Source organism: Mesorhizobium sp. B2-3-7 (genome assembly GCF_006442695.1).
Lineage (GTDB): Bacteria > Pseudomonadota > Alphaproteobacteria > Rhizobiales > Rhizobiaceae > Mesorhizobium.
Map to the genome: position 1 here is coordinate 1 of NZ_VFVV01000006.1, position 22317 is coordinate 22317.

The following is a 22317-nucleotide window of genomic DNA, read 5'->3' on the forward strand; positions in this document are numbered from 1 at the left end:
AGCGCGATGCCGGCCACCGCCGTCGGCAGCGCGAAGGGCAGGTCGACCATGGCATCGACGATGCGGCGGCCGGGAAAGCGGTAGCGCACCAGCACCCAGGCGACCAGCGTGCCGAACACGACATTGACGGCGGCCGCGACAAAGGCGGTGCCGAAGCTGATCTCCAGCGCGTTGATGGTGCGGCGGTCGGTGGCGATCGCCCAGAAATCGGTCCAGCCCAGCGCCGCGGAGCGCCAGATCAGCCCCGACAGCGGAATGAGGATGATGAGGGTCAGGTAGGCAAGCGAGAAGCCGAGCGTCAATCCGAAACCCGGAATGACGCTCGGCTGTCGAAACCGCCAACCCGCCCGAGCGGGTGCTGTGATCATATCGTCCTGAATATCGACTGCTTACTGGGGCTTGTAGATCTGGTCGAATATACCACCATCGCCGAAATGGTAAGGCTGTGCTTTCTTCCAGCCGCCGAATTGTGGGTCGTCGATGGTGACCAGCTTGATCGGCGGTAGCTTGGCCAGGTCCTCTGCCGGCACCAGATCGGGCTTGGCCGGACGATAGTGGTTCTTGGCGATGATCGTCTGCGCTTCCTTGGAATAGAGCCAGCCCAGATAGGCTTCGGCGACCTTGCGCGTGCCCTTGGCATCGACATTGGCGTCGACCAAAGCGACCGGCGGCTCGGCCAGGATCGAGGTCGGTGGATAGACGATATCGAAATTTTCGGCACCGAACTCGTCGAGCGCTAGATAGGCCTCGTTTTCCCAGGCAATCAGCACGTCGCCCAGGCCCTTTTGCGCGAAGGTCACCGTCGAGCCGCGCGCACCGGTATCGAGCACCGGAGCGTTGGCATAGAGCTTGCCGACGAACTCCTTCGTCTTGGCCTCGTCGCCACCGTCATTGGCGTTGGCATAAGCCCAGGCGGCGAGATAGTTCCAGCGTGCGCCGCCCGATGTCTTCGGGTTGGGCGTAATCACCTGGACGCCGTCCTTGACCAGGTCGTTCCAGTCGTGGATGCCCTTGGGGTTTCCTTTGCGGACGAGGAAGATGATGGTCGAGGTGTAGGGTGCCGAATTGTTCTCGAATTTCGTGCGCCAGTCCGGATTGATCTTTTTCGACTTGGAGACGATGGCGTTGATATCGCCTTCGAGCGCCAGCGTCACCACGTCGGCGTCGAGGCCGTCGATCACGGCCCGGGCCTGTGCGCCCGATCCACCGTGCGACTGCTGGATGGTGACCGTTTCCCCTGTCTCGGCTTTCCAGTGAGCGGCGAAGGCCTCGTCATAGGCCTTGTAGAGCTCGCGTGTCGGATCGTATGACACGTTGAGAATGGTGGTATCGGCGAACGCGAAACCGAGCGTGCCGAACTGGACAGACGTGGCGACCAGTGCGCCGAGCAGTCTCCTGAAACGAGGTTTGGTCATTTCTGCCTCCGTTGAACCCGCGTCAAATCTACCGAATTGGTAGAATTTAGATGCATTAAATGTTGCCTTTTTTGTTGTTTTGGAGAAAATCTTGGACCTGATTTCGGGGTGCGGAGAAACATTTTCCTCAAACGTCCGCTGGCGAATCCCCATCGACCTATCTAGGAACAAGCGGGGCCGAAGCAAGGCTGTGGCATTTGGTCGGCACGCTATCCGGCTGGACTGGGAAATCGAAGCGCTGCTTGGCGGAGGGATCGTGGTTCAGCGTGAAGGTGCCGCCATTCGCGTGCATAGTTCTTGAATCCGGCCGAGTGCATCGCGCCGAGCAGCAGCTTGCGGTTTGCCGTCGCTTCGCTTGCGGTACAGGAAAATTGTCCGTTCCGGCGTAACGGATATCCTGGCGGATCGAGGGGCCGGCAACGCGGACGAAGTCGGCGGGCAGGGCGTCGGCGCGGGCTGGGAGGAGATTGCGGGTAAAGGAACTGGCGTCGCGAGTATTGTCGCGAGGCGCCGTACCTCAGGCGAAGAAGCGCAATCCCTGAATCGCTTGCGCAATCTTATTCAACAAACACCTTCACACTTGCCGCGCGTCCCGCCGCATCGATTACGGTCAAGGTCGAGTAGCCGGTGCCGTCCGGTTGCCATGTCGCGGTGCGCCGGCGGTCGATGCCGGTCAGCGGCTTGCCGTTGGCCAGCCAGCGGAACGGCGCGCGCCCGCCTTGCAGCTTCAGTACCAGCGGCGAGGCGTCGGCCGAGTTGGTGGCGAGATCGACGCGGGCGCCGTCGGGCGGAAAGATAATGGTCGGCGCGGGCTCTGTGGGGGTCGAGGCCTGAACCAGGCCGTCGGACCCGGCGCCGAAGCGGGCAAGCGTCACAGGCAGGTCGTTACGTCGAGGAGTGAAGGCGCCGGGGGGCTTTCCCGGCAGCGGCACGGTGGCGAGACCCGAGCGGACAAAGCCCTCGAACAGAATTGGGGCTGCCGACACATAGCCGGACAGGCCAGGCACCGCGCCTGCATCGGCCCGGCCGACCCAGACGCCCAGCACGTAACGGCCGTCGAAGCCGACCGACCAGGCATCGCGGTAGCCATAGGAGGTGCCGGTCTTGTAGGCGATGCCGCGCTGCAATGCACCCTCGGGCGGCTTGACGCCCGACAGAATGTCCATGATTTGCCAGCTCGCCTGGTCATCGAGGATGGTCGCGGTGGTGCGCTCGGCATCGGCCGGCTCGGTGCCATCATGCAGCGTGTGCGTCTTGCCGCCATTGGCGAGCCCTGTATAGAGCTGGACGAGATCGCGCAGCGTAATCCCAACGCCGCCAAGGCCGATGGCCAGGCCCGGCGCCTCGTTGACCGGCAGGATCGGGTTTACCCCAGCCTGGCGGAATCGGGCCGTCAGCCGCGCGGGACCGACCGCGTCGAGCACGCGGATCGCCGGCACGTTGAGCGACAGTTGCAGCGCCTCGCGGATGCTGACGTCGCCCTGATAGCCCATATCGAAATTCTTCGGCCGGTAGCCGCCGAAATCGGCCGGGCTGTCCTCGATCAGCATTTCCTGCGCCACCAGTCCCTGTTCGAAGGCAAGACCGTAGATGAATGGCTTCAGCGTCGAGCCCGGCGAACGCACGACCTTGGTCATGTCGATCCAGCCGGAGCGGCTGGCGTCGAAGAAATTGGCCGAGCCGACTTCGCCCAGAATATCGCCGGTGCGGGAATCGGCCAGCACCATGGCGACGGAGAGACGCGCCCCAAGCTTGGCGGCGGCGTCGCGCGCTACCTGTTCCAGCCCTTCCTGGACGCTCTTGCGGATCGTCAGCTTGAGCGGCTGGCCGGGAACCGCCTTGGGCAGCATCGCATAGGCGGCGTGCGCGGCGAGCGCCGGCAAGCTACGGCGCAGGCCAGACACATCGTCGAGCGCGGCGCGCGCGGCCTCGCGTTCGCCAAGCAGGCCAGCCGAGGCCATGCGGGACAGCACGCGGTCGCGGGCGGCGTGCGCGATCGCGAGGTTGCGGTCGGGCCGGCGCTTCTCCGGCAGCTGCGGCAGGGCGACGAGAAGCGCGGCTTCCGAGACGGTGAGCCGCTTCGGCTCCTTACCGAAATAGGCGAGCGAAGCGGCGCGCACGCCTTCGAGATTGCCGCCATAGGGCGCCAGCGTCAGATAGCGTTCGAGGATCTCGTGCTTGGACAGCCGCCGCTCGATCTGGATGGCGCGCAGCATCTGCTTGAGCTTGGAGCCGAGGCTGCGGCTGTCGCGCGGCTCGATCAGGCGGGCGAGTTGCATCGACAGCGTCGAGCCGCCGGACACGATGTGGCCACTGGTGGCGAACTGGCCGGCGGCGCGGGCAAGCGCCAGCACATCGACGCCTTCATGGTTCCAGAAGCGCTTGTCCTCATAGGTGACCAACATGTCGACGAACTGCTTGTCGACCTGGTCGAGGCGGGTTTCGAGCCGCCAATAGCCGTCAGGCGTGGCGAAGGCGCGCAACAGCTGGCCGTCGCGGTCCTGGACTTCCGTCGAGACGGTAAGCTTTTCAGGAAGCGGAGGCGGGAAGGCGCGGTCGAGCTGCCACAGGGTAGCGGCGGAAACAGCAATAACAGCCACCAAGGAGGTGCTAGCGATAGCCGCGCGGCGCAGGAATTTTCTTGAGGGCATGGCGCTGCCCCTCATCCGCCTGCCGGCACCTTCTCCCCGCATAGTGGCGGGGAGAAGGGAGCTGTCGCAATCGTCGGCGCCTTTTCTGTAACGTTGAAAATTGGCGAAAGCCTTGGTGCATGCCCCTTTCTCCCCGTCACTAAACGGGGAGAAGGTGCCGGCAGGGCAATGAGGGGCAGCGCAAACTTCACGTTCATGTCCGCCTCGACACCTTACGGCGCCTTGACCTCCATCATGCCGGTGGCGGTACGGGCCGAATATTGCGGCCGGTACATATCCTCCACCGTTGCGGCCGGATGAGCGTAGGTGCCCGGCGTCACGGCGCGCACGACATAGGCGAGCGTCAGATTGTGGTCGTGGTCGCCGTCGCTGGGGTTGAAGGCGGCGACGAAACGGTCGTCGCGGAATTCCAGATGCGCGGCGTCGGTCTGTGCCAGCCAGGAGAAGTTCGACAATTGCGCGCTGGAGACCAGGCCGGGATTGTCGATCTCGAAGCCGGCCGGCAAAAGGTCGGTGATCAAAAGGCGCGAAGGCCAGTTGTTCTGTTCATTGACCTTGAGCACGACGACATAGCGTTCGTTCTGGGTTGCCTCCGTCACATTGGCTTCGGTGCCGTCGAGCTTGTAATAGGTGCGCTCAATGGTGAAGCCGTCACCCCCGGCCGGCAAGGGCTGTACCGGCGATGCCACGGTGGTGACGACAGCCTGCAGCGGGGTCCTGCCGGTGTTGGCGATGGTGAGCGGGCTGTCGGCCAGATCGCTGCCGTTGATCTGGCTGGAATAGCCGCCGGAATGCGGTGCGCCGTTGACGGAAAGCGTGATCGAATCATTGCCTTGTCTGAGGGCGCGGGCCGCCAGCAGCATCCAGGATTCATCCTGGGTGCTGGTCCAGCGGACCTCGGCGCGTTCCCTGGTCACCAGCTTGATCAGCTCCGGTACGACCGATGGCACCGGTTTTGATTCCGCCGCCAGCGCCAGCATCGCGGCGCCGTCCCGCAGCGCCGAGCCATAGTCCGACCGATAATAGTCATAGTCCGTGCTCGACTTGGCGAGCCGCAGCGCCGTCTGGAAGGTCGCTTCCGAACGCTGTGTGTCGCCATACAGCGCCAGGCTCGCCGCCAGTTGGGCAACGGCCATCGGGCTGGTGAAGGCCTCGAGCTGGGTGTCCGCGTAATAGCGCAGGTCGCCGATCGAGGCCTTCTTGTTGCGGGCAAGCACGTAGAGCGCGTAGGCGATCTCGCTGCCGCGGTCCTGTACGCTCTGATCGTAACCGAGCGAGTTCTGCAGATTGCCCAACGCCTGGTTCATGGCGAGCGCCGGCACATCGTATTTCTGCTCGCGCGCCCTGGTCAGGAAGTCGGTGACATAGGCGTCGAGCCATAGATCGCCGGAGCCCGGGCCCCACAGGCCGAAGCTGCCGCCCGAAGCCTGGTAGCTCAGCACCTTGTAGATCGCGTCCTGGATGCGGCCATGCAGCTCGGGATCGCTCTCCATGCCGACGCCCGAGGCCATTTCGTTGACATAGAGCAGGGGCATCGCCCGGCTGGTGGTTTGCTCGGCGCAACCATAGGGGTAGCGGTCGAGCGTCATCAGGAGCGAAGGCACATCGAAGGCCGCCGCCTGCGAAACGCCGACACTGACCGAAGCGCCGTGGAGCAGGCTTGCCGCCAAAAGCTCCTTGTCGACGCGCAGCGCGCCGCCATCGCCCTTGAGGTCGACCACCATGCGGGTGGTGACCGGCAGTTGTGCCGGACGGACCGGCACGTAGAGCGTCTGCTCGACCTTGGTGCCATCGGCGTGCGCTAGCTTGATGGTGAGCGAGGCATTGCCTGCCGTCTGTGCGATCAGCGGCACGATCAGGGTCTGGCGCTTGCCCTGCGCCAGCGTCAGTTTCTGGGGCAGGGGCTTGTCGCCCGTCGAGAGGTCCCCCGTCGTGTCGATCGACAGCGCATAGTCGCCGGCCGGACCGTCGGTGTCCGCAATGTCGAGCCGCATGACGGCGGCGTCGCCGGGCGCCAGGAAGCGCGGCAGGCCGGCGGTGATCACCACCGGATCGCGCACGATCACGTCCGACTGGGCGTGGCCGACCGCTTCCTTGGTCCAGGCGACGGCCATGACGCGAACCGTGCCGTTGAACTGCGGAATATCGAAGTCGACGCGTGCCTTGCCGTCGGCATCGAGCTGCACCGGGCCGGAGAAGAAGGCGACCAGCTTTTCGGTCGGCGGACTGCCCTGCGCCTGCATGTTGGCGCCGTCGCCGCCGGTCCTGAGCTTGCCCATAGTACCGAGAGAGCCGTCGATCAGGCGGCCGTAGAGATCACGGATTTCCATGCCCAGCATGCGCTGGCCGAAAAACCAATTCTCAGGATCCGGCGCCTTGTAGTTGGTCAGGTTGAGGATGCCGACATCGACGGCGGCGACAGTGACATAGGCGTTGCTGCCGGGCTCTACGCCGGCGACCGCGACCGGGATCGACAGCTGCTGGCGCGGCATGGTCTTGTCCGGCGGGGTAAGGGTGACGGCGAGCTTCTTCGAGCCCGGATCGACCTTCAGCCATTTCACGCCGATGGCGCGGGCCGGCATGCGGCTTTCCTGCGCGTCGCCAGGCCGGAACAGGGTTGCCGTGACATAGGCGCCGGCGCCCCAGTCGTCGCCGACCGGGATGTCGACCGTGCCGCCGCCGGCCGGCACCGACGCCGTGACGGTCTTCAACAGCTTGTCGGAACCGATGTTGACCAGAAGTTCGCCGGCAAAATGCGGCGAGACCTTGAGCCTGGCCACTTCGCCGGCGGCATAATTGCCCTTGTCGAGCGCGATCTCGAGACCATCAGGCGTTTCGGTGGTGGTGGAGGAGACATACCAGCCGCCATCGAACTCATAGCTGGTCGCGGGTCCTTCCGGATCCGCCGTCTCGACCTCGAGCCGGTAGCGGCCCCAGTCGACCGGGATCGACACTGTCGCCTCGCCGTCGGCGCCAAGGTCGACCTGGCCATTGGCGATCGATTTGGTGAAGGTGACGGGTTCGTAATTCCATGAGTTGTTGGAGCGGTACCACTGGTAATTGCGCTCGACCTTGACCAGCGACCATTGCGCACCTTTCAGCGCCTCGCGCTGGCCGTCGGGGTCGACGGCGATCAGGCTGAATTTCGCCGTGCCGCCCTGCGGCACTTCATCATCGGCAAAGTCCGGCCGGATGCCGATCATGTGGCCTTGCGGGCGGATGCCGATATTAAGCGAGCGCTCGATTGCGCGGCCGCCGGTCTCACGCATACGGACCGTCACCTTGGCGTCGATGAGCTTCGTGGTCGACGGCAGTTGCTCGACGGAGACCGGGAAGGTCGCCTTACCATCCTCGCCGACCACCGGAAGATCGGTGAACGGGGTGACGGTCGGTTCCGACGACTGCTCGTCGGCAAGGCCAAAGGAATAGCCGTTGAAGCGGTCCCAGTCACGCGCGGTCGACAGGGTCAGTTCGCCTTCGAGCGCGAGGCCAGCAGCCGGTGCGCCATAGAGAAAGCGGCCGTCGACGGTGATGTTGGCGGTTTCGCCCTGCGCGATCTCCTGCTTGTCGGCCTTCATGTCGAATTCGATGCGGTCCGGCACGAAATCCTCGACCAGGAACATCTGGCTGGCGACGGCCGGTTGCTTGGGATCGGTATAGATCGATACCGACCAGGTGCCGCGCATGGCGTTTGGCTGGAGCGGCAGATCGACGGCGTGCCCGCCGGCTGACGCGCCATCGCTGACGATGCGGCGATCCTCGACGCCGTCCGGGCGCGAGAAGATGAAGGTCAGCGGCAGGTTCTCGACCGCCTTGGCGGCGCCGTCACGGGCAAGAGCCGCAACATGCACCTCCTCGCCGGCGCGGTAGATGCCGCGCTCGGTCCAGGCGTAGACATCGAGCGCGCCCGGCGCTGCGCGTCCAGTGACGCCGCGGTCGGACAGGTCGAAACCGGCGCGGGCCATGTCGAGGAAGACAAAGTCGTTATCGCCCTGCCTGGCCATCAGCACGGCCGGCACCATGCCACCGTCGCCGCGCGTCAGGCCGGGATTGAACACGGCATGACCATCGGCATCCGAAGTCGCGGTGCCGAGGATCTCGTTGTTGCGGGCAACCAGCGTCAGTTCGGCGCCCGCTATCGGCTTGGCGCTGCCCAGCGAACGGGCATAGACATTGAGCCCGTCCTGACCGGTATAGGTCGAGAGGCCGATGTCGGAAACGACGAACCATTGCGTGGCCATCGAGTTGTAGTCGTCGCTCTTCTCGCTGACAGCCTGGGCAGTCAGCACATAGACGCCGGGCTTGCGCCGCGGCAGCGCCTCGTCGACCGAGAAGGAGGTGGTGACCTCCTTGTTCAGGTCGTTGGCGATGTCGAGCTGGCCTTCCCAGACCGGCTCGCCCATCTGCTCGGAAATGTTTGAGATGTCGTAGCTGTCGAGCTGATGCAGGAACTGGTAGCCGGACAGAAGCTGGGCCAGCGAGCGGTCGCCGATGCGATAGAGCTTCATCTCGGCGGCGTTCATGTTGACAGTGACGACGGGGATGCCACGGCGCGCGCCGGCCGGCAGCACGAAGCTGTCGCCGGTGAAGCGGGCCGAAGGCGCACGGTCCTGCACATAGATCGACAGCACGACGGGCGCGGCGGTCACTTCGCCGATGGCGGCCGGCAGGCCGGCGCGGAAGGTCACGTCATAATGCTTGCCGTGTTCCAGTCCTTCGACGCAAATCTGCTTGTCCTTGGCTTCAACGCCTTTGGGCGGCTGGTTGTCGACGGTGACGAATTGTGCGTAATCGACGCCGGTCTTGACCAATTCCTCGGAGAATTGGGCGCAGATGCGCGGTGCGCTGGTGTCGGCATCGACGGTGTGGTCGATGACGCGGAAACCCTTGCGAGCCTTGAGATCGGAATAGTCGGCCTGGACCGCAGGCGAGGGCATCAGGGCAAGGCTGGCTTCATAGGCCTGGAGGGCGGGGCGATAGAGGTCGCGCTTGTCGAGGCCGGAGCCGATGAGAGCCAGCGTCTCCGCCCGCGTCCTGGCTGTACGCAGGAGCTTGTAGGCATTGAAGGCGGCCGACGTACCGTTTGCCGGCAAGGTGGAGGCCTCGGATGTGTTGGCCGCCGGCTGCACGGCAAGCGTTTCGCGCGCCAGGTTGAGCCAGAGCTGGCCATCGTCGGGCATGACAGAGACCGCGGCCTCGTATTTCTGCATGGCAGTGCGATGATCGCCGGTGAGCACCGCCTGCTCGGCCGCCGTGGTCAGCGCGGCCATGCCCTCGGTCGGCCTGTCATAGGCCGGGCCGAGCAGCCGGTTACGGTATTGCTGGGCCTGGTCAGCCATCCAGTTGGGGAAGAAGGCGAGTTCCGGCGGCGCGCCGATGTCGGGGTCGCCGTCGATATTGACGACCTTGCCCGCGACCGCGCCGTTGAAGGGCTTCAACTGGTTATAATCGGATTTGAGGAAGCACCATTTGGCCTTGGTGTTATAGGTGAAGGCGCGGCAGGCGGGATCGCCCAGGCAGGTGGTCTTGCATTGATCGAGCGTGACGTTCTGGTCGGACCGGAGGTCGAAACCGAAATAGTCGGAATTGTCGGTCGTTGCGACTCGCCGTGCTTCGGCCGCTTGCGCGACGTTACCCCAGGCCAAGACATTGGCCCAGGCGAAGAAGAGAAGGATCAGGAAAGACAGACGACGAGCCGCGCGCATTGCCATAACACCCTCCAGACAATTTGCAGACGTCCGGGCATGTTCAAGCTTCACTCAGGCTTGTCAACATGAGGACGCGGCAGGGTTCCGCCTGCCAACGGTTTCCTTTCCGGCCAACAGCCGGTAGTACCTCCATAGGACAGGGGATCACGCATTCTTGCGGCAATGCAAAAGGTGTGAATTCCAAGCCCGTCCTATTTCAGACAATTGGATTGTGGCCCCTTTACGAGCGCTTCAGAACTTCATTCCAATTTTAGGTTTGTAAAGTAGGTTGTCTTAATGCCGGCGTATGAAAGGCAGATGTCAGGGGGTACCGAGCCAAAGCGCGTGCTTTCGCGCGCGCTGCTTCTGGCCGTGATCTGCTGCTCGCTGATCGCCGGGCTGGGACCGGCGGCCGCCTTCGAAATCTTCGGCATCAAGCTGTGGGGCTCATCGAGCGATGAGGATGCCGACATCGTCGATCCGATGCGCTACGCCGTGACCATCTCCGCGCCCGACGCCGACAAAGACCTGGTGAAAAAGCTCGAAAACGCCTCGGCGCTGAAGAGCGACGAAGACCATCCCGTCTCCGGCTCGCTCGGTCTGATGGCCAAGGCGCGCAGCGATCGAGAACAGCTTGTGGCGGCGCTCTACGCCGATGCCCGCTACGAAGGCGTCGTCACCATCACCATCGAGGGCAAGCCGCTGGACGAATTGCCGCCGGACGCCGAATTCAAGGGTCCGCAGCCCATTCCCGTGGCCGTCAACATCGCCGCGGGTCCCAAATTCACCCTCGGCGATATCCGGCTGGAGGGTGACGCCGCTGGACTGATGGGCGCCGATTACGGCCTGATATCAGGCGGCGACGCTGGGTCTGGCGCGGTGCTCAAGGCCGAGGCGCTGATCGTGCGCACGCTGAAGGAGCAGGGCAGGCCGCTGGCCGAGGTGACCAGCAGGCACATCGTCGCCGACCATGACACGTCGACCCTCGACGTGACGCTGACGGTTGCTGCCGGGCCAGTCGCCGGCTATGGCGCGACCACGGTGGAAGGCACCGAGAAGGTCGACCGCGACTTCACCGAATACATGACCGGGCTGAAACGTGGCCGGCAGTACTCGCCTCAGGAGATCGACGATGCGCGCGACAGGCTGCTGGCGCTCGAGGTCTTCAACAGCGTGACTTTCAAGGAGGCCGACAAGCTCGATGCCGAGGGCAACATTCCGATCGGCGTCCAGGTCAGCGAGCGCAAGCCGCGTTATTTCGGGCTGGGCGGCACCTTCTCGAATACGGAAGGGCTGGGGCTGGAGGGGTATTGGGGCCATCGCAACCTGTTCGGCCGGGCCGAGAAGCTGCGCATCGACGGAGCCATCAGCGGCATCGGCAGCAATGACCTGTCCGAATTGAACTACAATGCCGGCATCATGTTCGAGAAACCCGGCGTGATCGGGCCGGCATCTAAATTCTTCGCCGGCATCAAGACCGTGCTCGAACATCCCGACGCCTACGACCATTTCTCGGTCAAGGGCAACACCGGCCTGTCCTATGAACTGACCAAGAACCAAACCGTGTCGGCCGAGGTCGCGCTCGACTATTCACGCATCCACGATTCCTTTGGCAAACATAAATACCTGATCGCCAGCATCCCGCTGCAATATGTCTATGACAACAGGGACGTCAGGCTGAACCCGACCAAGGGCTTCAGGTTGCTGGCCTATGCCGAGCCGAGCTACGACATATTGAGCGGTGCCGCCTTCCTCAAGCTGAAGGGCGAGGGATCGGCCTATCAGTCGCTGGATACCGCTTCGAAATTCGTGCTGGCGGAACGTGTCGCACTTGGCTCGATCGTCGGCACCAGCCTGCAGAACGTGCCTGCCGACCGGCGTTTCTATTCCGGCGGCGGCGGCTCGGTGCGCGGCTATGCCTATCAGGGCATCGGCCCCAAGGATTTCACCGGCCAGCCGATCGGCGGCCTGTCCTTCTTCGAGACCTCGGTTGAAATGCGTATCGCCATCACCGACACGATCGGCATCGTGCCGTTCGTCGATGCCGGCACGGTATCGACGAAGTCGTTCCCCGATTTTTCCGACGTCAAGGTGGGCGCCGGCGTCGGCTTGCGCTATGTGACGCCATTCGGGCCGCTGCGTATCGACGCCGCCGTGCCGCTCAACCGCGACCCAGGCGACCCTCATTTCGGCATCTATGCCGGCATTGGCCAAGCGTTTTGAACATGAAGACGGTCTGGCGCATCCTTCGCATTTTTCTCTACACGCTGCTGATCGTGGTAGCAGGCGCCATCGGCGCGCTTTTCGTGCTGACCAAGACCGAGCGTGGACGCGACAATCTCGCCGGCATCATTTCGCGCCTGGCCTCGAGCGACGAGCGTAAGGTCACCGTCAGCGGCATCGACGGTATCTGGTCGGGCGCGCTCAGTGTCGACCATGTCGTGCTGGAGGACCGCGAGGGCGCCTGGCTGGTGGCGCGCAAGGTGGCCATCGACTGGTCGCCGCTGGCACTGTTGTCCAAAAACTTCAGCGCCGACCGCATCGCGGCGGAGCGCATCGAGCTTGCGCGTCTGCCGGTGGCCGGCACGCAGCAGCCGGCGCAAGGCGGCGCGACGACGCTGCCGGTTTCCATTGATATCAAGCAGATCGACTTGCCGGAAGTCGCGCTCGGCCAACAACTGGCCGGCAGCGGCATCGCCGAACTCGCCGCCAAGGCCTCGGTGAAGGCCGACGCCGCACCGCTGTCGGTCGAGACGGTGCTCAACATTACCCGCCATGACGGCAAACAGGGCAATGTCGACGCGCAGATCCATTTCGCGCCAGCGGACAACAAGCTCGACCTCAACCTCAAGGCGTCGGAACCGACCGGCGGCATCATCGCCAATCTGCTCAATCTGCCGGACACGCCGCCGGTCGACATCGTCGTCTCGGGCACCGGGCCGCTGGCCAACTGGAGTGGCGTCGGTACCTTCCTTGTCGATCATCGGATCGTAACCCAGCTCACCGGCCGCCATCAGCTCACCGACAAGGGTAACTATCTCGAAGCCAAGGGCGACGGCGATTTCGCCCGCTTCCTGCCGGAGAACCTGAAACCATTGTTTGCCGGTAAGACCAGCTTCGATATGGCGGGCACTGCCACGACGGCGGGCGGGATCAGTGTCGACCGGGCCAACATCGACAGTGATGCCGTGCACGGCACCGCGACCGGTATCGTCGATCCCGCCGGAGCCAGCGATCTTTCGGTCGAACTCGCCGCCAAGGGGCCACCCGTGGTGGTTAGCGTCGGCAGCAAGGCGCAGCCGATCACGCTGGCGATCAAGAATGCCACCGCCCGGGCGTTCGGCGACGGCAAGGCGCCGATCGTCGATATCGGCGCCTCCTTCGTTTCGATCGTCGTCGGCGGGACGCGGCTAGACGACCTGGCGGCGCAGATATACTCCGACGGGTTCGACATCCAGAACCGCACCGGGCCGGTTACCGTCAAGCTTGGGGCCGGTGGCCTGAAAACCGACGTCGCGACGCTGGCGCCGCTGGTCACTGGCAAGGTCGACGTCGGCCTGGCTGGTTCCCTCAGCAAGGACGCCATTGTCATCGATCAGGGCACGCTCCGGTCCGATGCGCTCAATGCCTCGCTGACGGCGACCGTGGCGCTCGCCGACCTGTCGATGCAGCTCAAGATGAATGCCGATGCCGTGGCGACCGCCTTCCCGCAGCAGATCGCCTCGGTGCTCGGCGGGCGGGTGAAGTTCTCGGCCACAGCGTCGCGCGATCCGCAGGGCTCGTTCGCCGCCAACTCGATCGAACTCACGTCCGGTTCGCTCAGCGCCAGCGGTACCGCCAGCATGCAAGGTACCGACATCCTGGCCGATATCAAAGGCAGGCTGGGGGATGTTTCGGTGCTGTCGCCGACGGTCGGCGTCCCGGTCGAGGGCGGTGTCGATTTCGCCCTGTCGGCAAGCGGCGCCATGACCGCGCCGGATTTCACGGTTTCCGCCAACAGCGATAGCCTGACGGCCTCGGGCCGCACGGTGAAGTCGATCAAGCTGACCGCGAGCGGCAAGGCCGACATTGCTAGCCCTTCCGCCAATGTTTCGCTGACCGGCGCCGTCAACGACCAGCCGCTCGACATCAAGGCGGCGCTGGTGACGAGCGAAGGCAAGCGCTCGATCAATGGCTTTGCGGTGTCGCTGGGTGACAACAAGGTGTCGGGCGATCTGGCACTGGATGACAAGTTCATGCCGCTGGGCACGCTCATTCTTTCTGCGCCTGCAATCGATCAGCTTGCGGCGCTGGCCGGCCAGGCGGTGACCGGCGACATCAACGGCACCATCCGCTTTGCCAAGAGTGGCGACGTGCCCTCCGTTGCCATTGACGCGAAGAGCACGTCGATCGCGCGCGGCGAGGTGACGGCCAGCACAATCGCCGTCAATGCCTTGATTGCCAACTATCTCAAGGCGCCGGCGATTTCAGGCTCGATCAAGGCCGATGCTGTGACGTCGGGGACCACCCAAGTCGGCGGCATCATCGTCGATCTGAAGCGCGACGGAGACTGGACGAATTTTTCCGGCGGCGCCACCGTATCCGGCATTCCAGCGAAGGCGGCGGGGCGCGTGAAGATCGCCGATGGCGTCACCAGCGTCGAGATCGCCTCGGGCGAGGCTACGATTCGCGGCATCAAGGCGGCAATTGCCGAGCCATCTATGCTCAGTATCGCCGATGGCACCACCAGCATCGAAAAATTAGCGCTCGATGTCGGCGGCGGCTCGGTGGCGCTGTCCGGTACCGCCGGCCAGACGCTCGATCTCGCGGCAAAGGTCTCCGCCTTGCCGGCTGCCCTTGCCAACGGCTTTTCGCCCGGCCTCGATGCCGCTGGAACGCTTGATGGCAGCGCTGAGGTAACGGGCTCGCCGTCGGCTCCGGACGTCCGGTTCAATGTGCAACTGGCCGGTGTCGAAACAAGCCAAACCCGCCAGACTGGGCTTCGGCAGCTCGCAGTCGACGCGGCCGGCCGCTACACCATGGCCGGCGGCGTCGTCCTCGATCACGCGACGCTCTCCGGTGACAAGGTTTCCGGTCAAGCTGCCGGCACGATCAATCCGAACGGCGCCAGCGATTTCGCCCTTGACCTCGTCTCATCCGGTCCAAGTCTGCCGCTCACGGTCGGAAGCGCCGAGAGTCCCATCAAGATCGAGGTCCGGTCGCTGTCGGCAAAGGTGGCGGGCGAGAGCACGCGGGCCCGATTGGATATGTCCGCGATCCTGCCCTCGATCGCCACGAGACCGGCGAAGGTGGACGGACTGAGCCTGGCATTGCACTCGGATGCGTTCGATCTGAAGAACCGCGCCGGGCCGGTTTCGGGCACAGTTTCGGTGGATAGGGTTGGGCTCGACAATCCCACCATCGCGCCGCTGATCGCCGGCAAGGTCACGGCCGCGCTCAGCGGGCGCCTGTCAGCCGACGCTGTCGCCATCGACAGCGGCTCGCTCAAAAGCGACGCGCTCAACAGCCAGGTCGCCGGCCTGGTGTCGCTGCGTGACGGCGCCATCGACCTCAAGCTGAAGGCGGATGCTCCATCGTCGGCCCTGCCGGCCGCAGCACGCGGCATGCTTGGCGAACGGGCGCAGTTGAGCGCCACGCTGAAGCGCGAACCCAACGGTAATATCGCCATAGGCGGATTGACGCTGGCCTCCGGCGCGCTGACCGCACGGGGGCAGGCGAGCCTTGCCGACAATACGCTGGCCGCCGACATCAAGGGCGTGCTGAGCGATGTTTCGTTGCTGTCGAAGGATGCCAAAGGCGCTATCGCCTTTGCGCTGAATGCGCAGGGCCCGGCGACCGCGCCGGATCTGTCGCTGACCGTCGACAGCGACAAGCTTTCGGTGGCGTCGCGCGAGATCACCGGGCTCAGACTAACCGCCACCGGCAAAGCCGACGCGGCCAAGCCGGCGGCCAATGTGCAGCTGACAGGCAATGTCGCGGGCCAACCCTTGCAAGGCAGTGCGGTGCTGGCGACCGCGGACGGCAAGAGCGCCATCAATGGCCTGCTTTTGTCGCTGGGCCAAAACAGGATTTCCGGCGACCTGGCGCTGGACGACAAGTTCATACCCGAAGGCACGATCTCTCTCGACCTGCCCGATATAGGACCGCTTGCCGCACTGGCGCTGGAAAAAGCGGAAGGCGATGTGCGCGGCACGATTGCGTTCTCGAAGAACGGTGCCGCACCGCAGGTCGCCATCAAGGCTACGACCGCCTCGGTCACGCGCGGCGATCTTCAGGCGAAGGCCGTGTCGATCGACGCATTGATCGCCAATTACCTCGCCGCTCCGGTCATCTCCGGAAAAATCCATGCCGACACCGTCACGTCGGGCGGCACGGTGATCGGCGGCATCGATGTCGACCTGAAGCGTGACGGCGACTGGACCGGCTTTTCCGGCGGCGCGACGGTGAAAGGAATTCCGGCGAGGGCCGCGGGCCGCGTGAAGGCGGCAAACGGCACGACGACCATAGAGCTTGCTTCCGGCGAGGCGACCGTCCAAGGCATAAAGGCTGCCATCGCGCAGGCTTCGACCGTCACCATCGCCAATGGCACGACGACGCTGGACAGGCTGGTGCTCAACCTGGGCGGCGGCACGGCGACGGTGACCGGCAAGATCGGGCAGGCGCTCGACATCAACGCGGCGCTGGCGCGGGTGCCGATCTCGCTTGCCAACAGTTTTTCGCGGGGTCTCGATGCCGCCGGTTCGATTTCGGGCACGGTGAAGGTCACCGGGGCACCAGCCAGCCCCAGTGTGGCGTTCAACCTCGATGCTGCCGGCGTGCAGACTTCGCAGACCCGCGGCGCGGGGGTCGGTGCGGTGAGTGTCTCTTCCTCCGGCACCTTTGCCGGCAACAAGCTGACCTTCAACGCCAATGTCAGCGATGGGGCCGGCCTTGGTCTCAAGGGGGGCGGCACGGTGACGACATCAGGCACGCCGGCGCTCGCGCTCGACTTCAATGGCGCCGTGCCGTTCGGCATCCTCAGTCAGAAGCTCGCCGCGCAAGGCCTGTCGCTGACGGGGACCGCGAGTGTCAATGTGCAGGTACGCGGTCCCGCGACATCGCCGGTCATCGGCGGCAGCATCAGCACGTCGGGCGCCCGCCTGCTCGACGCGCGTTCCGGGCTTGCGGTCAACGACATCGCAGCCGAAATTTCCATCGGCAATGGCGTCGCCAGGATCAACCGGCTGACCGGGACGCTGTCGACGCGCGGCAGCCTGTCGGCCAGCGGCACGGTCGGTATCAATCCGGCGCAGGGGTTCCCGGCCGATCTGTCGATCAAGCTCACCGACGGCCGCTACACCGATGGGCGGGTGGTCACCGCCAATCTTGGCGGCGACCTGACGATCAAAGGACCGCTGACGTCGGCGCCGGTGATTGCCGGCACCGTCAACCTTGCCAAGACCGTGATCACCGTTCCGGACAAATTGCCAGGTTCGCTTTCGGCGCTCGATGTCAAACACAAGAACGCGCCCGGCGCGGTGAGGGCGCAGGACAAGGCATTGCGCCCGGCCACGACCAGCGGCAAGACGGGTGGCAGCGGCCTTGTGCTGGATGTCACCGTCAACGCGCCGAACCAGATCTTCATCCAGGGCAGGGGCGTGGACGCCGAACTCGGCGGCTCGCTCAGGCTGACCGGTCCGGCCTCATCGCCGCAAGCGGTCGGCACTTTCACGCTGCAACGCGGGCGGCTGTCGATTCTCGGCAAGCGGCTGACCTTCACCGAGGGCACGGTCGGCTTTTCTGGCTCGCTGGTGCCCTATCTCAACCTGACCGCGACAACGACCACGAGCAGCGCAACCGTCACCATCGTGGTGTCGGGCGAGGCGACCAATCCGAAATTCACCTTCACCTCGGTGCCGGCGCTGCCCGAGGACGAGGTGCTGGCGCAACTGATCTTCGGGCGGTCCATGTCGAACCTGTCGCCGCTGCAGATCGCGCAACTGGCCGAAGCCGCCGGGCAACTCGCCGGTGTCGGCGGCTCGACGTCGCTGCTGGAAAACCTGCGCAACGCGATCGGCGTCGACGATCTTGATGTCACCACCGACGAAAAAGGCGGCACGGCGGTTTCTGCCGGCAAGTACCTCAACGACCGCACCTATGTGACGATCCAGAAAGGCGACAAGCCGGGCTCGGGCAAGGCCACGATCGACCTCAACGTGGGACGCGGCGTCAAACTGCGCGGCGAGGCGACGGACGCCGGCGAAGCCAAGGGCGGCATCTTCTACGAGAAGGAATATTGAAGCGGAGACTTGGGCTGGCCCTCATCCTGGCGAGGGCTGGTCCTGTCGCAAACCGCGCCAATGTCTCAGTTTAATCGCCTGAAGAGATTTAGTGGAAATCCGTCGCGCACTAGCAATTTTGCGCCAAGACTGTCGCTATCACGCGAACCGCTCCCCCTCCAAAGTTGCACATTCGTCAATATGTTCCCAACCATGCCGTCTTTGACATCATGGCCTGGATGCGGAATGTTAATCGGCGGAAAGCCAACAATGGGAGTTAGTCATGACAATCTACAAGAGTAATGGCGATAGCGTTCCGGATCACATCCTGGCCATGGCCGAAGAAGCTAAGTCGGGTAAGGTCGATCGCCGCGAATTCCTCGCGCTTGCCAGCGTCTTCGGCGCTTCGACGGCCATGGCCTATGGCCTTCTGGGGCTCGCCGCCCCGACGCCGGCCAGGGCCGAGGACGTGCAGGGTAAGAAAGGCGGCGTGCTCAAGGTGGCAATGTCGGTGAAGGATCCCAAAGATCCGCGCACGGCCGACTGGTCGGAAATCTCCAATGCCGAGAGGCAGGCGCTCGAGCCGCTGGTGAAATACACCCACCAGTACACATTCGCGCCCTATCTCCTGGAAAGCTGGGACATCAATGACGACGCCACCGAGTACACGCTGCATGTGCGGCCGGGCGTCGAATGGAACAATGGTGACAAGTTCACCGCCGACGACGTGATCTACAATTTCACCCGCTGGGCCGACAAGGCCGCGGAAGGCAACTCCATGCCGGGCCGCCTCGGCAGCCTCGTCGATGACAAGACCAAGAAATTGCGCGAAGGGTCGGTCATCAAGGTCGACGACATGACCGTCAAGCTGAAGCTCACCAAGCCCGATATCGCCATCATCCCCAACCTGACCGACTATCCGGCACTGGTGGTGCACAAGAGCTTCGACGAGAAGGGCGCCAACTTCAAGAACTGCCCGATCGGTACGGGTCCGTTCGAGCTCGTCTCCTACGACGTCGGCCAGAAGGTCGTCTACAAGCGCCGCGAGACCGGCAAGTGGTGGCAGGGCGAAGCCTTCCTCGATGGCGTCGAGTTCATCGATTACGGCACCGATCCGGCCGCAACGGTTTCGGCCTTCGAATCGGGCGAAGTTCAGACCAACCATGAGACGACCGCCGACTACGTCAAGATCATCGCAGACGTCGGCGCGCCGCCTTCCGAGGTCGTGACCGCCGCCACCGTGGTGTCTCGCTTCAACGTCAACGCCAAGCCTTATGGCGACCAGAAAGTGCGTCAGGCGATGTGTCTGGCCGTCGACAACTCGGTGGTGCTGCAGCTCGGCTACGGCAATGCCGGCACGCCGGCCGAGAACCACCATGTCGCGCCGATCCATCCCGAATATGTCGAGCTGCCCAAGATCAAGCGCGACATCGCCAAGGCCAAGCAGATGCTGACGGAAGCCGGCGTGATCGATTTCGAACACGAGCTGATCAGCAACGACGAGGACTACCACAAGAACACCACGGACGCGATCGCGGCCCAACTGCGCGAGGCTGGCATCAAGGTGAAGCGCACCGTGCTGCCGAGCTCGACCTTCTGGAACGACTGGACGAAATATCCGTTCTCGGAAACCAACTGGAACATGCGTCCACTTGGCATCCAGGTCATCGCCATCGCCTACCGCTCGGGTGAAGCCTGGAACGAGACGGCCTACGCCAATCCGGACTTCGACAACAAGGTCAACGAGGCGCTCGGGATCGCCGACGCGGAGAAGCGCAAGGTGGTGATGAAGGACATCGAGCAGATGCTGCAGGATTCCGGCATCATCATCCAGCCTTACTGGCGCAAGCTCTACATCAACATCAAGCCCGAGGTGAAGAACCACTCGATGCACCCCACCTACGAGCACGACTTCGGCAAGGTCTGGCTCGATCAGGCGTGACCCACAGCCTGTCGGGAGCGGGGCGCCAGCGCCTTTCGCTCCCGCGGCATCACCGCCGTTGCATTGGATGCAGCGGCGGCGTGACGTCACAAGGTTTTTGATACAGGGTTGAACCTATCTGACCCCAACCCGGCCGGCAGGGGGGTACAATGTTCTCATTCATCGCCAGACGCATCGGCACGATACTGCTCACGATGCTGTGCCTGACGCTGGTCGTCTTCTTCCTCGTCAATCTGGAACCCAACCTGAAGAAGCTGGCGATCAGCCAGACCGAGATGCACACCTCGGCCGAACAGCTGGAAAGCTGGCTGGTCAATCACGGCTACCGGCAGAACTTTTTCGTGCGCTACGGCCAATGGCTGGGCGTCGTGCCCAAGCAGCCGGTAACCGATCCGGCGACCGGTAAGCCGGCGCAGCGCTTCTCCTTCTGCAATGATCCGGCCGAGCCGAAGTTCTCCGGCGTGCTCCAGGGTGATTTCGGCTGCTCGACCAAATTCAAGACCACGGTGGGCGCCAAGCTGTTCCCTGCGCTCGGCGCCACGGGCATCCTGATGTTCTGTGTGCTGGCGGTGATGGTGCCGGTCTCGCTGCTGATCGGCATCCTGGCCGGCATGCGCGAGGGGTCGCGCACCGACCGGGTGCTGTCGGTCGCCTCGATCGCCTCGACGGCGACGCCCGAATACGTATCGGGCGTCATCTTTACCGTCATCTTCGCCTCCTGGCTTGGCTGGCTGAACGGATCCGCCGCATCGGCAAGCCAGGGCATCACCTTCTATAACTTCACGCTGCCGGTGATCACGCTGGCCATCTACGGCATCGGCTACATCGCGCGCATGACGCGTGCCTCGATGGTCGAGGTGATGACGCAGCAATATATCCGCACCGCCCGGCTGAAGGGTCTTTCCTTCAAAAGCGTGGTGGTCAAGCACGCGCTGCGCAACGCTCTGATCGCGCCCTTCACCGTGATCATGCTGCAGTTTCCGTGGCTGCTCACCGGCGTCGTCATCGTCGAGGTGATGTTCCGATATCAGGGCTTCGGCTACACACTGGTCGAGGCCGCCGGCAACAACGACATCGACCTTTTGCTCGGCTGCTCGCTGGTCTCGGTGTTCATCGTCCTGATCACGCAGCTCATTTCCGATGTCGGCTACGCGTTCCTCAATCCGCGCATTCGGGTCCAGTAGGGGAGACGGCGCATGCAAGCCCAATATATCGGTGCCTCCACCGTCGTCCTCGAAGTGCTCTGGCGCTTCTGGCCGGTCTGGCTCGCGCTTCTCATCGTCATGGGCGCGAGCTTCCTCTACAAGAAGAAGCTGGCTCTCTACGGCCAACTGTTCGACAGCGGCGTCGGCATAGCGGGGGTGGCCATCTGCCTGTTCTGGCTGTTCACGGCGATCTTCGCCTCGACCATCTCGCCTTTCGATCCGCTCGGCCAGATTCCCATCATGAAGGATACACTGCCCGGAGCCATCGAACCGCAATCGGGCCTCGCCTATCTGTTCGGTGGCGACAAGCTCGCCCGCGATGTCTTTTCACGCATGGTCTATGGCAGCCAGATCGTCCTGATCATCGCGCCGGCGGCGACCGGCTTCGCGCTTATGGTCGGCATCACGCTCGGCCTGCCGGCCGGCTATTACGGCGGCAAGATCGATACCGTTTTGTCGTTCCTGGCCAATCTCGTGCTGGCCTTCCCGGTTATCCTGCTGTTCTACCTCCTGGTGACGCCGGGCATCATGGACACGCCGATCCCCTACGCGCTGGCCGGCGTTTTCTTCCTGTTCCCGATTATTTTCTTCTGCGTGCTGTTCTGGACGCGCTACAAGAACCGTTCCGACCGGATCTACATCCTGCTCGGACTGACGCTGGTGGTCGGCGGCTGGATCTATGCCGGCCTGGTGTTCGATGCCGACCCGCTGAAGATCGTGCATATCGATCCCAACCAGCTCAACATCTTCGTGGCGGTGGTGTTCGCCTCTAGCCCGGGCGTGTTCCGCATCGTGCGTGGCCTGACCATGGATATCAAGACGCGGGACTATGTGGCGGCGGCCCAGACGCGCGGTGAATCGCCATGGTACATCATGCTGTGGGAGATCCTGCCCAATGCGCGCGGACCGCTGATCGTCGATGCCTGCCTGCGCATCGGCTACACAACCATCCTGCTCGGCACGCTGGGCTATTTCGGCCTCGGGCTGGCGCCGGAAAGTCCCGACTGGGGGACCGCGATCAAGGATGCCAGCCGGCTGCTGCGTTCCTTCATCCACCCGGCACTGCCGCCGACGATCGCGCTGATGTCGTTCGTACTGGGGCTAAACCTGCTCGCCGATTCCCTGCGCGAGCAATCGATGAAGGATTGATGGCGGGGTC

8 protein-coding genes and 1 pseudogene are annotated in these 22317 nt (G+C 63.9%); 5 read left to right on the top strand and 4 right to left on the bottom strand.

All coding sequences use genetic code 11. The features are described from left to right. From FJ940_RS13080 to FJ940_RS13105, 4 genes and pseudogenes are all read right to left on the bottom strand, one after another. Positions 1-368: pseudogene (locus FJ940_RS13080) on the bottom strand (molybdate ABC transporter permease subunit); the annotation flags it as partial. Between the two features lie 21 nt (positions 369-389). Continuing rightward, positions 390-1415, bottom strand: a complete 1026-nt coding sequence (locus FJ940_RS13085; protein ID WP_140516694.1) for a sulfate ABC transporter substrate-binding protein — start codon at positions 1413-1415, stop codon at positions 390-392. A gap of 557 nt (positions 1416-1972) precedes the next feature. Continuing rightward, positions 1973-4066 carry a penicillin-binding protein 1C gene (gene pbpC, locus FJ940_RS13095; protein ID WP_140516692.1) on the bottom strand — a complete coding sequence of 698 codons (2094 nt, stop codon included), beginning with the start codon at positions 4064-4066 and terminating at the stop codon, positions 1973-1975. 212 nt (positions 4067-4278) lie between these two features. Beyond that, on the bottom strand, positions 4279-9777 hold the full coding sequence (locus FJ940_RS13105; RefSeq protein ID WP_140656769.1) for an alpha-2-macroglobulin family protein: 5499 nt from the start codon (positions 9775-9777) through the stop codon (positions 4279-4281). A gap of 273 nt (positions 9778-10050) precedes the next feature. Here FJ940_RS13105 and FJ940_RS13110 point away from each other — a divergent pair, with 273 nt between their 5' ends. The 5 genes from FJ940_RS13110 (at position 10051) to FJ940_RS13130 (ending at position 22307) form a co-directional block, all read left to right on the top strand. Then, positions 10051-11976: an autotransporter assembly complex family protein gene (locus FJ940_RS13110; RefSeq protein WP_140656770.1), complete on the top strand. Its 1926-nt coding sequence runs from the start codon at positions 10051-10053 to the stop codon at positions 11974-11976. 2 nt (positions 11977-11978) lie between these two features. Next, a complete protein-coding gene (locus FJ940_RS13115) occupies positions 11979-18032 on the top strand; it encodes a translocation/assembly module TamB domain-containing protein (RefSeq protein WP_140656771.1) in 6054 nt (2017 codons plus the stop codon). A gap of 262 nt (positions 18033-18294) precedes the next feature. Continuing rightward, the gene (locus FJ940_RS13120) at positions 18295-19953 is read left to right on the top strand and encodes an ABC transporter substrate-binding protein (protein WP_140656773.1); all 1659 of its coding nucleotides are present in this window, start codon (positions 18295-18297) and stop codon (positions 19951-19953) included. Between the two features lie 149 nt (positions 19954-20102). Then, positions 20103-21137, top strand: coding sequence for an ABC transporter permease (locus FJ940_RS13125; RefSeq protein WP_140521245.1), 1035 nt, complete (start codon positions 20103-20105; stop codon positions 21135-21137). Between the two features lie 12 nt (positions 21138-21149). Further along, a complete protein-coding gene (locus tag FJ940_RS13130; protein WP_140495091.1) occupies positions 21150-22307 on the top strand; it encodes an ABC transporter permease in 1158 nt (385 codons plus the stop codon). The last annotated feature ends 10 nt before the right edge of the window (positions 22308-22317 follow it).

Excerpts from the sequence above, each read along its gene's own strand:
- FJ940_RS13085 (WP_140516694.1), bottom strand. The coding sequence starts at position 1,415 with ATGACCAAACCTCGTTTCAGGAGACTGCTCGGCGCACTGGTCGCCACG.
- pbpC (WP_140516692.1), bottom strand. The coding sequence starts at position 4,066 with ATGCCCTCAAGAAAATTCCTGCGCCGCGCGGCTATCGCTAGCACCTCC.
- FJ940_RS13105 (WP_140656769.1), bottom strand. The coding sequence starts at position 9,777 with ATGGCAATGCGCGCGGCTCGTCGTCTGTCTTTCCTGATCCTTCTCTTC.
- FJ940_RS13110 (WP_140656770.1), top strand. The coding sequence starts at position 10,051 with ATGCCGGCGTATGAAAGGCAGATGTCAGGGGGTACCGAGCCAAAGCGC.
- FJ940_RS13115 (WP_140656771.1), top strand. The coding sequence starts at position 11,979 with ATGAAGACGGTCTGGCGCATCCTTCGCATTTTTCTCTACACGCTGCTG.
- FJ940_RS13120 (WP_140656773.1), top strand. The coding sequence starts at position 18,295 with ATGACAATCTACAAGAGTAATGGCGATAGCGTTCCGGATCACATCCTG.
- FJ940_RS13125 (WP_140521245.1), top strand. The coding sequence starts at position 20,103 with ATGTTCTCATTCATCGCCAGACGCATCGGCACGATACTGCTCACGATG.
- FJ940_RS13130 (WP_140495091.1), top strand. The coding sequence starts at position 21,150 with ATGCAAGCCCAATATATCGGTGCCTCCACCGTCGTCCTCGAAGTGCTC.